Raw genomic sequence first — 16,604 nt, forward strand, 5'->3', positions numbered from 1 at the left:
CCGGCGATGCCGTCGGGACGCGTGGTCTTCGCCATCTTGCCGGCCAGGAAGGCTGCGAGCGCCGGGCCGTTCACGTACAGCGTCTGGGCATCGAAGCCGCGCCACTGCCCGTCGACGAGCTCGCCGTAGACGGCGCTGCCGCCGTCGTAGTTGGCCACGCCGCCTACCACGTTTCCAGCAGATCCGGTGGAGCTCCAACCCGTGCCCTTATTGTCGGAAGCGGCGCCCTCGGCTACATAGGCCGTGCCCAACGTCACCCGTGCCGAGTCCATGGCGTAGTTCGAGTCGTTGGTCAGCGGGAAGCGCCAGCCGGCGTTGGCCGAGCCCATGAGGGTGTCGATGGGATCGTTCGGCTTGTTGTCGGCACTCCACTCCATGGCGGAGTTCACCTCGCCGGCGTTATCGGCGTACAGGAAGGTGTAGGCGCCGATGCGCGGCTTGATGGGATCCACCTCGGCCACCAGCGTAGCGTCGTCCGAGATGTTCATGCCGTTGGAGCGGTTCTGGTCGGTCAGACACTTGTCGTAGCGCGAAGAGCCCAGGGTCTTGTAATCCATGGCGGGGGCTTTGGCGTACAGCGGAGCCGTGGCCGCGGTGGCGGCCGAGGCGTTCTTCAGGTACACGTAGCCCGAGCTGCCGTTGTACTGCAGATGCGCCCAGTGGCCGTACTGCCCGTACTCCCCTGCCGCGTCGGTCACCTTGTCCGCATGGTCCCACGTGCCGGTCTGCAGCGCGCCGTCCAGGGCGCCCGTGGCGCCATAGCAGCTGTTAAAGGTGGAGCTGAGGGTCACGTTCTTGCTGGCCACATCGGTGCGGCCCAGCACGTCGATGACCGCGCCCGCATCCTCGGTGACGCCCTTGTTGAAGTGCGCCACGTCCACGCGCAGGTTGCTGAAGTAGCCCTCATCCCACAGGGTGCTCGGCAGCACCAGGTTGCCGGCGTCGTCGAAGAAGGCGCCGCGCTTGACAAGCGTGCCGAAGGATGCGCCGGCGGCCTCGTCGGCGGCCAGGGTCACATCGAAGACATAGGTGATGGTCACCGCACCGGCGGCGTCCGTCTTCTTGACCCATTTCGTGCCGTCGGTACGGGTGGTCGTCACTTGGGTGGTACCGCCGGCCAGAACCTCGGTGACTTGGGTGTCACCTGCCTCGGCGGCCGGCTCGCTCCAGGCGGGCGCCTTGCGCGGCACCACGGTCACGGCCACCGACTTCACCGCGTTGCCCGAGCGGCTGTCGCGGCGGGCACCGAGCTTGCTCCAGTTGGCGGCATCCAGAAGGCCCTTCGACAAGGTGAGGTACTTCGCATCGTAGGTGCGCTTGGCGTTGCCGTAGTCGCCCGTCTCGGCGGCGGGCACGTCCTCGGAGGGCATGACGCCCACGTTCAGATAGCTGTCGAACATCTCGTAGTCGCGGTCGTACACGTTCGCATCCGGGTTCCACACGCTGTTGGCCTGCTGCTCGCCGGTCACCTTGGTGGGGTTGGCGTAGTTGGTGTAGGTGAAGCGCCAGCCCGCGCCGTAGTAGCGCAGGTAGGCGGCCGTGGTGTCGTTCAGCTTGCCGTTGGGGGCGGCGCCGTCCATGTTGGCCGTGGTGCCCCACGGGTTGCTGGAGGCGGGCATGTTCAGGGCGATGGAGGCCAAAGGCTTGCCCGTGGCCGGGGCGTTGTCGATGAAGTACGACTTCGCCGTCACCTTCTGGCTGGACGCGGGCATGTGCGCGTACAGATCGCCGAAGTCGGTGGAGCGCGTCAGCTCGCTGAAGTCGTTCACGCCGTACTCGTTGGTGCGCGTGCTGCCCTCGGTACCTTGGTTGTTGCCCACGTACAGGTTGTTCCAGTTCGCGTTGCCGTAGGTGGTGTGGAACAGCGAGGGCATGCGCACCTGGTCGTAGTACCAATCCCACCACTGCACAACCGAGCCGCCGTCGCCCTGCTCCCAGCCGTGGTCCACGCACCAGGTGTCGGTCACGGACTTGCGCTTGGTCACGTCCGGCGAGTCGATGGTGTAGCCGAAGAAGTCCACGGAGGGCTCGTTGCCGTTGATGACCTTGTAGTCGGCGCCCTTGGCCTCCTCGCGGGTCAGGTCGTTCTTGTAGTAGCCGTAGTCGATGACGATCTGGTACAGGTCGCCGCCCGTCCACTTGGTGGAGGCCATGAGGATGTCGCCAGCGGAGGTTTTCTCCAGGCCGTAAGCGGCGCTATCCGAGGCGCTGCCCCCCTCGGGGGTGATGGGCCGCTCCTCGGCCACCACAGGGTTGCCGTCGGCGTCGAGCACCGGCACGGGGTTGCCCGCGGCGTCGGTCACCACGTTGCCGTCGGCGTCCTTCTTGTACTCGTAGACAATGTCCACGCCGCGCTCGAACCAGGCGGCCACCTGCTCGCCGGTGAAGGTGCGCGACTTCCGCGTATCCGCCGCGGACAGGTTCTGCGCGGTGCCTCCCACCACGGACTCGGCCTTACCGCCGGCGGGGTACCACGTCAGCGTGATGGACTTGATGGAGCTGGCGTACTTCTGCTTGCCGCCCTCGATGACCGGGTCGCCCGCTTTATCGACAACCGGCTCGAGGCCCGCATCGAACAGCGCCCGGGACAGGGACAGGCGCGTGGTGCGGAAGCCCAGGTTCTGCTGGAGCGCCGGGGCCGCAGCCTCGGAACGCGGCGTAATGGGGCCCAAGGTCACCTGGGCGCCGTGGGTCATGGCGTAGCGCGATTTGTTGGACAGAAGCGCGCGGTAGCCCACGGCCTCGTCCTGCCAGTAGGCGCGCGGCTGGGTGTTCCACGTGTAGCTGCGGTACACCTTGTGGTCGGCGCCCAAGGTGGACGAGTTGCCGAGGCTGCCCTCGGCGACATCGTTCTTCACCAGCGAGGCGGAAAGGCCGCCGGTGAGCGTCGTGGGCGAGTAGTAGGTCTCGTACTTGTCCAGAGCGCCGAAGGCCTTGTTGTGCACGTCGGCGTCCTTGTAGGTGTACATGGCCACCACCGGGCGCACCGGCGGCAGCGCGATGTTCAGGCGCGCCGACACCGTGGCGGTGTAGGGCGCCTTGCCGCCGGCGCCGGCCAGCTTGGTGAGGTCGGCATCCATATAGCGGCTGCTGGAGGGGTTCCAGTAGGTGTACTTGCCCAAATAGTCGCTGTAGGTGTTGTAGGCGCCGATGGAATAGCCCGAGGTGCTGTTCACGCTTCCGTTGCTGTTATAGGAATAGCTCGTCGCGCTGTACCTATAGTTCTGGTAGGCCTTGTTGTACAGGGCGGCCGTGGTTTCGAACGGACCGGTCATACCGCGGTCGGCATAGCCCGGATCGCCGTTGATGATGGTGGTCGCGGTGCGGCTGCTGTTGCCCTCCACGTTGTTCGCCGTGTTGTTGGAGTTCCACCAGCTGGTGATCCAGTCGGTGCGGAAGGTGGCGCGCAGATCCCAGTTGGTCCAACGGTAGGTGCCCTCGCCCCAGTACTCGATGAAGGCGCGGTGGTCGTTGGTAGTCAGCGCCGCGAAATCGCGCAGGTGCATCTCCAGGTTGCGGTAGTACTCGTTGTTCCACAGCGCGGCGCACAGCACCACGTCGCCGTCGGGCTGACGGTAGGCCAGCACATTGCCGGCGTCGTCGGTCACCTTGGCGGTCATCGTCGCGTCGCCGGTCACCACCTCGGCAGCTGCCACGCCGGGCACATTGGCGAAGATGGGCTTCATCACCGGGGTTACGCCGTCGGCCTCGAAAGCCGGCGTACCGTCGGCGTTGGAGGCCTGGCGCTGCAGGCCGGCGGTATCGGCGGCCTTCGCCAGCGCGATAAGGTCGGCGCCAGCGAGCTTGACCGAGTCGTCGGCGGCCGCCTCCTGCTTGGCATCCTTGTCGTAGGCGCGCCAGTACAGCGTGACGTCCTTCACCGTGGACACGTCGAAGAGCTCCTTGGACAGGGCGATCTTCTCCGTGAAGAAGTTCACCAGGGCCGCCTCCTTCTTGCCGGCCTTCACCTCCTCGTCGTCCTTGTTGTTCACAAACGGAATCTTCGAGGTGGCGAAGTAGGCCTTGCGCATGCGGAAGTGGCCGTCGGCACTCGTCAGATTGCCAGACTTGTCGGTGAAGTCGGCGGCCTTCTTGTCGGTGTCGCTGTTGTTGGACAGGGTGAAGCGGTAGCCGGAACCCTCTTCCTCGTAGTAGCCGGTAGTAGTGCCCGACAGCTTCAGCTTGCCGCCGAGGGACTGCTCCTGGGCGGTGGTGTCGGTGTGGTCGTCGTAGCCGTACTCGCTCGTCACGTCGTCGGAGCGCATGAAGGTCTCGGGCTTGATGGCCTCGTTCACCTCGTAGGGACGCCCCATGATCCAGGCCGTGGCCGCGCCGTTGTGGTAGGCGTTGGCGCCCTTCCAGTAGGGGTTCCAGCTGGCCACGCAGCGCTTGAACTGCGGCATGTAGGAGTTCCAGTGCTGGGTGATGTAGCTGTGGTTCGAGGCGTTGGCGCGGCACCAGTTGACCACCGAGGCACCGGGGTAGGTCATGAACTGCACCCAGTCGCCCACGCGGGTGTAGCCAGAACCGTAGGCCGAGGGATTGCGGGAGTTCCAGGCCCACACGTTCGGCCAGGAGCCCAGGGCGTAGCCGGCCACGTTGGTGCCGTAGGGGCGGGTGGGCTCATCGCGGTCGTAGTGCCAGCCCTGGTGGTCGTAGGTGCAGCCGAACCAGGCGGACAGCGGCATGTCGCGCACGTTGTTGGCCTCGCCCCACACATCGACGAAGGCGTCGTGGGTCTTGGTGGTGCCGTCGGCAGCCAAACCCGTAGACGGATCCACCCGGTTGAAGCGCACGACCACGTTCAGCACGTAGCCCTCGCGCCACTCGTCCCAGGGGATGATGAGCGAGCCGTCAGAATCGTAGGCCTTCGTGGCCTTGCTCTGATCGTAGTCCGGGTCGCCCGGCTTCTTGCCGGCGCTGTCGCGCTCGCCGGTCAGGTAGGCGTAGGGCAGCGTCACCACGGTCTTGGTCGGGGCGGTGGCAAGGGGCAGGTCGCTCGTCGCCTTCTCGTAGAAGGTAACCTCCACTTCCTTGATGTCGGAGTTCTCGCGCAGCGCCTTCGAGATCATGATGTTCTTGGTCTGGAAGCCGCGCACGGCATTCTCGTAGTCCTCCACATCATCGGTGCCGGGCACCAGCTCCCACGACACCTCGGTGCCCTGGGGCGTGATGCGCCCGTAGGTCACGTCGGCGTTGTCGGCGTTCACCCAGTACTTCGTGCCCTTGGTGCCGATTTGCAGCTCGCTCTCGAACATGGTGCGGGCGCCGTTGGACACGTTGAAGCGGTAGGCCGCGCCGTCCTCGCCCCACCAGGCCTTGGTCTGGGAGGCCATGCCGGTCACGTTGGTGGTGGCGGCCATCTCGGCCACCGAGCGCTTGGCTGCGTCCTCGTAGGCCTCCCCCGTCGCGGGCTCCACGGCCTTGAAGTAGGTGTGGGCCTCCAGGCCGATGTTGGGCTGGCCGCCGATGGCGTACAGGTTCGCCTTGTCCTGGGCAAAGGTGCGCACGCCGTCGGAGTTCACGCCGGCGTTGGAGGCAGTGGCGCCGTTGGTGGAGCCGGAGATGTTCGACCAGCTGGCATCGGGGTACAGGGCCTTCAGCTCAGAATCGGCGTCGACGACCACGTAGTAGTTGCCCACGTAGGCGTAGCGGCCGAGATACTGGCGATCGATGCGCGAAGCTCCGTTGCCCGGGTTGCCGCCGCCCCAGCAGCCCCAGCCGTGGGTCTGGCCCACATGCACCACGTTGTAGGAGTCGCCGTAGGCGTAGGCGTCGTCGGACTCGGCGTAGTAGGGGTCGGTGGCGTTGTTCACGTTCGGCGAGTCGATGCCGTAGCCGAACAGGTCCACATAGGCGTTCTCGGTCAGCTCCAGGTGGGCGTCGACCGACTTGAACTTCACCTCGAAGTAGTAGGCGTCGCCGCCGAGCCAGGCGCTCGCGGGAATGTTGATGCGCTCGCCGTCCCAGCTGCCGTCGGGCCTGGTGCCCATCCAGTTGGCCTTGATCTGATCCCACGTGTAGACAGTCTCGATGGCCTTGGCCGCATGGCCCAGCACATTGGGCTTGCCGGTGATCTGGGTGGCAGACGCGCCCACGGCAAACGAGCCGCCGGAGGTGTAGCGAGTGTAGGCCGGCACCGAACGGATGGTCACCGACTCCACCTCGGCGTTCTCGAGCAGACCTGCCGACAGGGTCATGTAGGCGGTATGGTAGCCGAGCGTCTGATCCAAGGCCTCGCCGGGCTTGTCGCCCTTCTTGTGGCCTGCGCCATCGCTGCCCCACTCGGCCTGGTCCCAACGGGGCGTCAGGTTGCCGATGGTCAGCTTCGCGCCGTGCTTCATGGCGTGGTCGGAGTCGTTGGTCACCACGGCGCGGTAGCCGGAGTTCTCCTCGTTGCGGTAGGCGATGGGCTTCTTGTCGCGCACCTCCGACGAGGTGATGGGGTACTGGTTGTAGTAGTTGCCGAAGTTGGTCTGCTCGCGGTAGGTGCCCGAGTTGTACAGCGTCGTCTTGTTCATGTGGATGGTATTGATGCCGCCGTAGGTGTTCACGTTGCCGGGCACGATCATGCTCGGATCGGTCTCGCCGGCCGCGTTCACGTCCTGGTCGGCACCGTAGGCGCCCATGTTCATGGTGGGGCGGATGGGGGCGAGCACGCTCGTGAGCGCCACGGCGCTCGTCCAGGAGCGGGTCCATTCCTCAATGGCCTGCTTGGTCTTGAAGGTGGTGTTCATCTGGAAGGTGCCCAGGTTGCTCGTGCGACCGCGCAGCTCCACATAGGCGTTGGTCTTCTCGTTCACCCAGCTGTTGAACTGGCCGTAGTCCAGCTCAAGACCGACCAGATAACCCTTGTTCCAGGCCTGCCAGTTGATGATGATGTTGCCCTGGGCATCCTTGGTAAGCACCTTCTCGCCGGTGGCGTTGCCCTCGTCGTCCAGCACATCGGCGTTGCCCCAGCCGGGCTTGGCAATGTTGCCGGGCGCGAACGTGCCCACGGTGTAGCCCTTGTCGTTGGTGATGGTAATGGTGGCCTCGTTGGCCCACTCCACCAAATCGTGCAGCGGCAGCGTCTTCAGGGTGGCCTTGCCCGCGTCGGTGATCTCATAGTAGGTGATCTTCGCGTCGATCAGCTGACCGGCGAAGTTCGCCTGCTTCTCATCGGCGATGACGTCGCCGGCGCGGAACAGCTCCTTGGACAGCTTCACGCTGTGGGTCTCGAAGTCGACGAGCTTCTCTACGGCCGCTGGGTCGCGCACGTCCTTCAGCTTATCGGCCGGCAGGGGCTCCACGGTGAAGCGGCCGCCGAGCGCAATGGCGTACTTGGTGTCGTTGGCCAGGTTGATGCGGTAGCCCGAATCCTCGTAGTCGTAGTAGGCCTTGCGCCGGGGCACATCCACGCGGCTTCCATCGGGCTTGGTGGCCCACACCTCGTCGGTGCCGGTGGTGGACTTCGTGCGCAGGCCGGCGCGATAGCCCAGGCTCGGGCTGGAATAGCCGTCGCTCGTCAGATAGTTCTTGTTGCCGTCCTTCTCGTTCTCGCCGCGCATATCGGAGAAGGCCTTCACGATGGGAGTGCCGTCGGCGGGGTACGGGGCGCCGTTGAGCACGCCCTTGGAGTCCACGGCCGTGTCCCAGCTGGGATTGGCGTAGTTGGTGGAGAAGATGCCGCCGATCTCCATCTCGGCCTTGTTCACCACGGTGCCGTAGATATCCAGATAGGCGCCATCGTCCAGGGTCAGACCCGCGCCGAAGTGCACGAACTGCTGCTCCAGGCCGCGCAGGTAGTACTTTCCGCCGCCGGCCTTCCACACCGAGCAGTTGGCGAGCGTCACCACGATGGTGCCGTCGGCGGCCTTGGACAGGCCGTAGCTCTTCCAATAGGCCTCGTTGTAGAAGGCCTTCAGCTTCGCCGTCACGGCCGCGTCGTCCAGGTTGGCGTCGGCGGGGTTCTTCTCGCGCCACTCGTCGCAGTCCTCGGCGGTGAACAGGTCCAGCATGGCGCGGAAGGCCTCGCCGGGAATGACCAGCTTCACCGGCGTCTGGGCATCGGAGGCGTTGCCGGTATTGAACACCTCGAGCGTCAGGTCGTCGGGGATGCCGCCGCGGCGCACATCCTTCTCCACGGCCACGGCATCGGGGCAGTCGGCCGTGTGCACGTGGGCCGTGGGGCAGGTGTTGGTCTCGTACACGGTCATCTTCTTGGTCTGCCACAGCGCCGGGGAAAGGGCAATGTGGGAGGCCTCGAAGTCGGTGTGGCCGTCAGTCATGTAGGGGATCTTCTTGTCCACGGTCTCGGTGGAGTCCACCGGCTTGCCCGTGCCCAGAGAGTCCTTCAGCACCACGCCGGCCTTGATGACCGCGTTGCCGATGTCGTAGGCCGAGGCGTTGGACACGGTGATACGCCAACCCGAGCCCGGGTCGCCGATATAGCCCTCGAACTTCTTATCGTGGTTCGCGTCGTCCTTCTCCACCACGGGCTTCTCGTTGCCGGTGGCGGGCTTGGTCTGCACGTTGTCCACATCCACCACGTAGGAGAAGTTGTCGCCGTCCTTCACGCCCTCGACCGCCTTGCCGTCGATCGTGGCCTGATAGCGCACGCGGTTGGCGCTGTCGCGGCGCAGGGTGAGGGACTCGGACACATCCACCGTGGTCTGTTTGTCCACCTTGCGGATGTAGGTGAACCAGCCGTCCTTGATGTAGCCGGTCTGGCCGTCGGGACGGGCGTACTCGTCGTAGGTCGTCCCGTCCACCGTCACGGTGTTGCCCGTCGCATCGAAGGTGGCGTTCTTCTCGTGGGTCGTGGTGGTCTGGTTGTCGCCCTCCCCTTCGGTCACCGCGTAAATGAACTTGCCATCTTCGAGGTAGCCCTGGTTGCCGGACTTATCCATGTACTGGTCATGGCCTCCCTCGGACACATGCACGGCGACCACGGTCTTGCGCTCGGCCTCGGCTCCGTCGCGCACCACCACGAAGTCGTTGCCGTCCAGATAGCCCACCAAACCGTCGGTGTCCTCGTAGAGCATGTGCGACGTGCCGTCGGCATCCGTGAACTCGTCGGGCTTCGTGCCGCCCGCGCCATCGCTTACCATCTTCACGGAGATGCGCTTGCCATCCACCTCCATGGCCGTCACCGCGGTGAACTCGGCGTCCTCGGTCACCGTCTCATCCACCTTCTCGGTGTAGGTGAACTTGCCGTTGGCCAGGGTGCCGTCGTGGGTGCCGTCGGTGTAGACGGTCTGGCCCGTTACCGTGTCCGCCTTCTCCCACACGGGCACCGTGCGGGTCTGCTCCTCGTCGTTGGCGTCGCGGTAGACGAACTGGTTGCCCCGCAGCACGCCCTGCACGCCGTCCTTGTCAATATAGCAGGGCAGCATGGTGGCGGCGTTGAAGGGCTCGTTCTTGGTCACCTTGTCCACCTTGCCGTAGGTGAACTGCCCGTCCTTGATAATGCCCTTGTTGCCCGAGGCATCGGTATAGTAGATGTTGCCGTCGTTGTCGCGCTCGTACTCCAGGTTGCCCACGAAGGCGTTCGGGTCGCCGGGCACCTTGCTCTCGCGCATACCGGTGGTGGTCACGCCCAGCACATAGGGCGCCTTGCGTGACGTGAAGGAGGCCGTGGCCTTGGCCATCACGTTGCGGCCGGACATGGCCGCAGCCAGCTGCTCGTAGTTAGTGGTCAGGGTGCCGGACATCTCCATCTTGGCCAAGTCCTCGGCCGAGCCCTGGATCTCCACGTACATCTTGCGGCTGCCGATGTCCTTCTTGCCCTTGATCTCATCGAAGGACAGGGTCATGGAGGAGAAGTAGCCCTCCCCCGCAAGCGGATCGGTCCAATCCTCGGGAATGAGCACCACGCCGTTCTTCGTCCAGGTCTCGATGTCGGCCGCTTCCTGGTTGGGAATCACATTGCCCTTGATGTCGACGAACTTGCCGTCGGCGTTCTTCTTCCAAATCTCCTGGCCGCCGTGGGTGTAGGCGGCGCGGGACGCCAGCAGCTGGGCCAGGTCCTTCTCGCCCTTGCTGGCATCGGGATTCAGCGTGTAGATGGCATGCTTGGTGGTGAACAGCGCGCCTTCCTTCACACGATAGGTCACATCGATCTTGTTCAGCACGCCGTTGTCCAACAGCGCCTGGTTGATGCCCACGCGCTCGGTGGTGAAGCCGGCGGCCACGTCGGATCCGTAGGTAGTGCCCACGGTGAAGCTAGCCGGCTCCATCTTCGAGACGGAGTTGTTGTTCACCTGGAAGCGCCAGCCCGAGCCGGTGCGCGCCAGAATGGGCTGCTTGGCAGCATCGGTGGGGGCAATGGCGGCGCCCTCGTCGTAGAGCTTGGCGGCCATGGCCACGGCCGTGGCGGTCACCTGGGGCGTCGGAGACAGGGCCGAGGTGAAGGCTGCCTGGGAGCGTTCGGAGGTCTCCACCGTGGCGGCGTACTTCATAGAGGGGGTGTTCCACACGCGCTTGCCGTAGGTCACGTCCACCGAGTTGCGGTAGTCGGCCAGGGGCAGCGTCATGGTGCCGGTCACGCGCACGGTCACCGGCAGCGTGACGTTCGCCTGCACCGGAGCCTTCAGCACAATGCGGATGTCGCCGGTGAAGTTCTTCACGTCGGTCTCGTCCACGACATTCTGGTCGGTCAGGCCGGGCAGCGGGCTGATCTTGCGGGCGGCCAGCTGGCTGGCGAGGCTCGTAGCCTTATCGGTGCCGCCGAGGCGGTAGATGTGCTTGTAACGGGTCACGGACTCGCCGTCCACCGTGGTGGTGTAGGGCTTGCTCTCCACATAGGCCGGCGTGCCCATATTCACCCACCAGTAGTCGTCGGACTCGGCCTCGGCGTCGCCCTCGCCCTTCTTGCCCGGGGTGGACACCTGGAACTGCACAACCGCGCTCGACTTCGGAGCCGTTGCGTCATCGGCGAACTTGTCCTTGAAGTGGGCCGGGTTCGTGTCGAAGTAGCGCTCGAGGGGATCCATGTTGTCGGTATAGCTTCCCTCGCCGATGTTATAGGCGCTGTCCACCTCGAACTCGAGGTTGTACAGGCGGAAGTAGTCGGGCAGCGCGTCGTTGATGGCCGGACCGTAGGGCTTGTCCTCATCATCGCCCGCCTCGGGCTCGGCCACACGCTCGCCGTACAGCGGCATGTTGCCCTTGGAGGAGAAGTTGCTGATCTCGTAGGTGACCGGGTAGCCCAGGTAGCTGAACGCCGTGGACAGCACGCCTTGGGGCTCGGGGCGCTCGGTGGGGTTGGCCGTGGAGCCGGTGTACTTGTCCATGGCCAGCTTCTCGCCGGTCATCGTGGCCTCGGGAATGCCGAAGGGATAGGAGAACTTCGCCGGGGAGTCGGACCAAGAGTAGTCGTTCTCCTTGGCCGCGGCGCCAACGCCCAGCTTGCCGAAGTAGATAGTGGTCTTCGGGCTCATGTCCACGTAGTAGCCGCGGCCCTTGGCGCCGTCGGTCTCGGGCAGGTTGGTCGTGTAGGGAACGGCCACGATAAAGGAGTACTGGCCGTGGGAGTCGGTGTTCGGCACGCCCTTCTGGGGGTACAGCAGGCCGCCGTCGGCGTCGATGACGGTGAAGTTCACGTAGCCGGCCTGGTCGTTCTGGCGGTACGGGAGAGACGGCGTGGTCACGTTCACGCTGCCGTCCTCGTTCAGCTCGCCCTCGATGTCCACCAAGTCATCGCCGCTGTCGTCGTACTCGATCCACTTCTTGGTCTTGGTGCCGTCGACCTCCTCCCTCAGGATGCGCGGACGGTCGGCGGCGCGCTTCATGATTTTGTCCAGGTTGCTGAACAAGGTCTTATCCAGGTCCTCGTAGTCTTGGGGCAGCCAGTCGGAGGTGTTGTAAATGAGCACACCGCCCTTGTTGGGCACGCCCACGTACTCCCGGTTCGTCGTCTCGCGCGGATTGACGAGCGGCAAGTCGCTCGAAAGCGACAGACCCTTGAGCAGCGGGTTGGGGTAATCGGGGTTCAGCACGGGTTTTTTGGCATCGGCATCCCAGATCCACTGCATGTGGTCCTGCTTGGTGAGACCGGTGTTGTTGTTGGTCTCGGTGTTGTGCACGCGCATGAAGTACTCCAGCGCGTCGATCTCGGCCGAACCCGTGGAGGTGTTGGTGGTGGTCACCTTGTACACCATATAGTTGTAGCGGTCGTACAGCACGTTGTCGGAAATGGGCTCGTAGGTGGTGTCCCACGTCAGGTTCGTCTTCAGCAAGGTCACCTTGCGCACGGAGCCGGAATAGCCCACGCCCATGGTGGCCTGATAGGTCTGGCCGATACCCTCTTTGGGATAGTAGACGCGGTTTCCCGAGGTGAGCACGTCGGTGAACACGCGGGCGCGGCCGCCGTACTCAATGGTGCCGCCGGCGTTCTCGGGAATGTCGCCGAGCATCTTCACGTTCACGTTGGGCGAGCGGGACAGGTGGTTGCTCACCATCAGCTTCTCGTTGTAGCCCGTATCCGTAGAGCCATCGGCGTTGCCATGCCACACGAAGATGAGCTCGCCGGTGAGGCCCTGATTGAAGTTCAGCCCCTGAAGCTGCGGGTAGGACGCGGTCAGTTCGGCCAGAATTTCCTCTTTGGTGATGGTGCTTCCCTCGCGGCCGCCGTTCAGGTAGTCGTCCAGCAGGATGCGGTCGTCGGTCGTGCCGGGCACGCGCAGGTACACCGACCAGTTGTTGCGCAGACCGACCCAGTTATCGCCGAAGTTAACGGAGATGAGCGGGGCGCCCGTGGGATCGGAGGGGTTGCCGTCGGCATTGTAGCCGCCGTTGTGCTCTTCGTGCCACACCTTGTAGCTGTAGGTGCCCACCAAGCCGCCCGCGGCGTTCTTGTACAGATAGGGTACGCGCAGCTCGAACTCGGTGCGCATGGCCAGATAGCCCTCCTGGGCCTTCTGCTCGTTGTACTCCGCCAGACGCGCCTTATTCTTCACATCAATATTGGCAGAGTCAACATCGGGATTGACCGGTGTCCCATCGGGCTTTTTCGTTGGCTGGCGGTTGTCCGTCTTCTCAGCATAGTCGATGGCCGCTTGAAGCGTGGTAACATCAGCGGGCAGATCATTGAAAGGATTGCTGCTGGAATGCTGGCGCCGCTGGTACACCTCGTTGCCGTCGCCGTCCTCTACCATAGAGCCGTAATAGTCGTCGCCGTACAGGTTCAGGGCGCCCATGTAGCCGGTCTGGCCCTTGAACAAGCAGGACAGGCTCAGCTTCGGGTTGTTCTTGTCGTTGATGAGGTAGGTGTCGGCGCCGGTCTTCTCGTCCTTGCCCAGGGGCGTACCCATGTCCTGGGCCACGAGCGTGGGGTTGAAGTTCGACTCGTTCAGAATGCCGGCACGCGGCGGCAGGGCGAACAGCGAGATGCCCGTGTTGGCAGCCGAGCGCGTCATGAGCGCTGCGGCAATTTCCACCACATCGTAATCGGCAAAGCCGTTGTCGGCGAAGGTGAGCTCGTCGCGGCTGTTGCGATCGACGGCGTCGGCCAACTCGTCGAAGGACTCGATGCCCGAGCCCTCGATGACACGGTCGGCGTCGGCGACCATATCGTTCTCGTACTCGGCAAGAGCGCTGTCCTCGGCCGGCTCCTCTTCGGCGGCGGGCTCGTCGGCCGGCTCGTCCGCGGGCTCATCCGCGGGCTCGTCGGTCGGCTCATCGGCCGGTTCGTCGGTCGGCTCGGACGGCTCCGCAGGCTCGGGCTCGGTCGGCTCGGGCTCGACGGGCTCGGCCGGCTTCGGGAAGGTGACCTCCTGGGTGGCCACGTCGGTGTCCACGGCAAGCATCTCCTCGGCCAGCGTGTCATTCACGGCCTCGGCACCTTCCACCTTCTCTTCCTGAACCGCCTTACTATATATAGTAGAGGTAAGCGCGAAATCGATGGCCTCCGGATTGTAGGCCGCACCGTCCTCGGTGACGGTAAGGGCAGAGGCGGCGTAGGGCACGGCTACGTACAGCACGCGCTCGCCGTCGGCCTTCTTCTCCACCGCATCGAAGGACAGGGTGGCCTCGGCCGGCAGCTTCGCCTTCTTCTTAATCAGCTCGGCGGTGGTCTCGGCGTTCTCCTCGGAGCTGCTTGCCAGGTCTTTGAAGGTCACCTCGGCCACGCCCTCGGCGGTCTTCTTCACCTCCGCGGCGGTCACGCCCGCGGCGGCCAGGGTGGCGCCGTCGGCGGGGTTGATGGAGGCCAGTTGCTCGTCGGTAAGCCCCGTGGCGTCGAAGGCCACGATGCCCTCGGCATCCAGCATGCCCGCGCCGGCAGCCGTGTCGGGCGTATCGCTCACGCGCAGGGTGTGTGTCTCGTCGATAAGGGCACCCTTGGCCGCCGACACCTTAATAAGGTAGGCGGCAAAACCGCGCTCGCCCTCGAGTGCCGGGGTGCTCTGCGGAGTGATGGCGGCATCCAGCAGCGACTGAGCCTCCACGTTCGCAAGCTCCAGGGTGACGGCATCGGTCACGGCGGCGGCGGCGAAGCGCACCGCGTCCTTCGGCTCGAAAGCCTCCCCGGCGGCATTGTCGTTCTCATTAGTATTAGTATCGGCGGCGGTGCCGTCGGCGCTGTTGTCGTCGGTATCGGCGGCATCGCCCTTCCCCGCCTCGGCGTCGAGCGCCGAGTAGGAGTTCACGATGTAGCCGGCCTGCACCGCCAGCTTCTCCGTCGCAGGCACGCCCTCGGACAGGCGCACGGTCAGCGCGGGCAGGGGCGTGGCGGCATCCAAGCGGCCGCGCGTGGCGCGCTCGGTGATGCCGTTCTTGTCCTGGGCACCCTCGTAGCGCAGCACGATGGTACCGGACAGACCGCGCTTGAGTTCCTTGGCGGTGCGCTCCTGATACTGGCCCATGTGCTCGGTGTACACCGTCCAGCCCTGGGGCAACTCGTCGCATGCCACCACGGCGCGCATGTTGGCGTCGGCGCCGCCGGCCGCCTTCCACTCCTCGGTGGAGTTAGTGCGCACGTAATCGCCCTTGGCGTTCTGGTACAGGTACGGGGCGTTGAAGGTGAGAGCTACCACATCGCCCGCCTCGGAACCGCCGAGGTAGCCGCCGGCCAGCGATACGGCCAGGTTGCCGAAGCTGGGGGCAAGGGTCACCGAGGAGCCGCCCACGTGCAGGACGCCGTCGGTGGCGCGCAGGGCACCGGCAGTGCCGAGCGAGAACTGGAAGCGATCGGCGAAGGCGGCCTTCAGGTCGTCCTCGCTCGTGCTTGCGCGGTTCAGCACGCCGTCAGCCTTCTTGTCCTGGGCATCGTCGGACAGCTGCGGCAGAACCTTATCGGCATCGAGCAGGTCTTTAGGAAGATATGCCTGCATATCTTCCTCGCTGACAGCGCTGTCAGCGGCCGCGTCGTCGCCGGCGTTCTCGGCATCCTCGCCGCTCTCGGCGTCTTCGCCGTTCTCGGCATCTGCCCCGTCGCCCTCGTCAGACGAGTCGGCGTCATCGCCGTTCTTGTTGGCCGCCTGCTCGAGGCTGTCGTCGTCCACGTCGTCGAGCAGGGTGTCGCCGTCACCGGCGGCCATGGGGGTGGCATCGTCGCCGATGATCATCTCGCGGGCCACCTCGATGGACGAGGCGTTCCAGGTGGTAAGGGCCACCAGCACGGAGAGCACACAGGCGATGGCCTTGCCGAACGGGTTCAGCTGACGGGGCGCGTTGCGGCTGATGACGCCGTTGGGCGCATAGGCACCGGCCACGTTGAAGTCGTAGTTGTCGAACCCGGCCGGGGCCTTGGGCGCCGCGTCGACGCCAGGGGCGGCATTGGTCGCTTGGTCGGCGACCTGCTTCGCGGCCTCGTCGCCAGCGGCGGCGTCGGCTGCGGCGCCGGTGGAGCCGGCGGGGGCGTCGACCTCGGCAGCATCGGCGGCGTCGGCGGGGTCCTCGACCTGGGTGTCGGCGGCGTCGACAGCCTCGGCGGCGTCGGCCGCGTCGGCCGTCACGGCCTGCACCTCGACGGCCTCCTCGGCAATCTCGGCGGAGTCGGTCGCCACAACCTCGCCAGTGACCTCCCCGGCGGTCTCGGCGGAAACCACTACCTCCGCCTTGACAGCCTCCTCGGCCTGGCTCTCAGCCTGGATCTCGGCACGCTCCGGCGTGCGGCCCATCGTGCGGCGTGCCCAGTTCAGCCATGCGGCCGGGGCACCTGCGAGGCCCTTGCTCTCGTTCATATCGTTCGGCTCCTGAGTTTCGATTCGCTCGTTGCTCATGCTTCGCTCGTTCTCTCTCCTGCCTGACCGAGCAGCTTATGCACCCGCCCGATCGGCTATCCACATTGCCGTTTCTCCTGATGAAACGACGCTTCTTGCATTCCTCAAAACTACGCGTTCCTCTTTTTGGGCATAGGAATGCCAAAGAGGGTTTTTGTTCATGAATAATTATCTACAAATCGGCAACGATGTAAAGTCGGGAAGATGACAATAGTGACCATTACGCTGGGGTTTTAATTGTGACACTCGGTCAATTTCAGCGAATTTTGGTTGACTTTTTCCAATTTCTTTTTTAGCGAAATCTCGAAAAATTCACGCGAAGTTGAAAATTGACTGAAAATCAATAGTAGTATAATCATTATATGCTTCTATATATTAATAATATATTCATGTATTGGT

At 64.6% G+C, this 16,604-nt stretch carries 1 protein-coding gene (running past one end of the window); it reads right to left on the minus strand.

The genetic code is table 11. The features are described from left to right. Nucleotides 1-16,205, minus strand: the 5' end (the start) of a protein-coding gene (locus C811_RS07830; RefSeq protein WP_022926450.1) for a PASTA domain-containing protein. Its footprint begins 58,528 nt before the window's first position; the window shows 16,205 of its 74,733 coding nt (coding positions 1-16,205); the start codon lies at nt 16,203-16,205; its stop codon lies off the left edge, out of view. Between the last annotated feature and the right edge of the window lie 399 nt (nt 16,206-16,604).

Origin of the sequence: Adlercreutzia caecimuris B7 (genome assembly GCF_000403355.2) — a bacterium.
GTDB lineage: Bacteria > Actinomycetota > Coriobacteriia > Coriobacteriales > Eggerthellaceae > Adlercreutzia > Adlercreutzia caecimuris.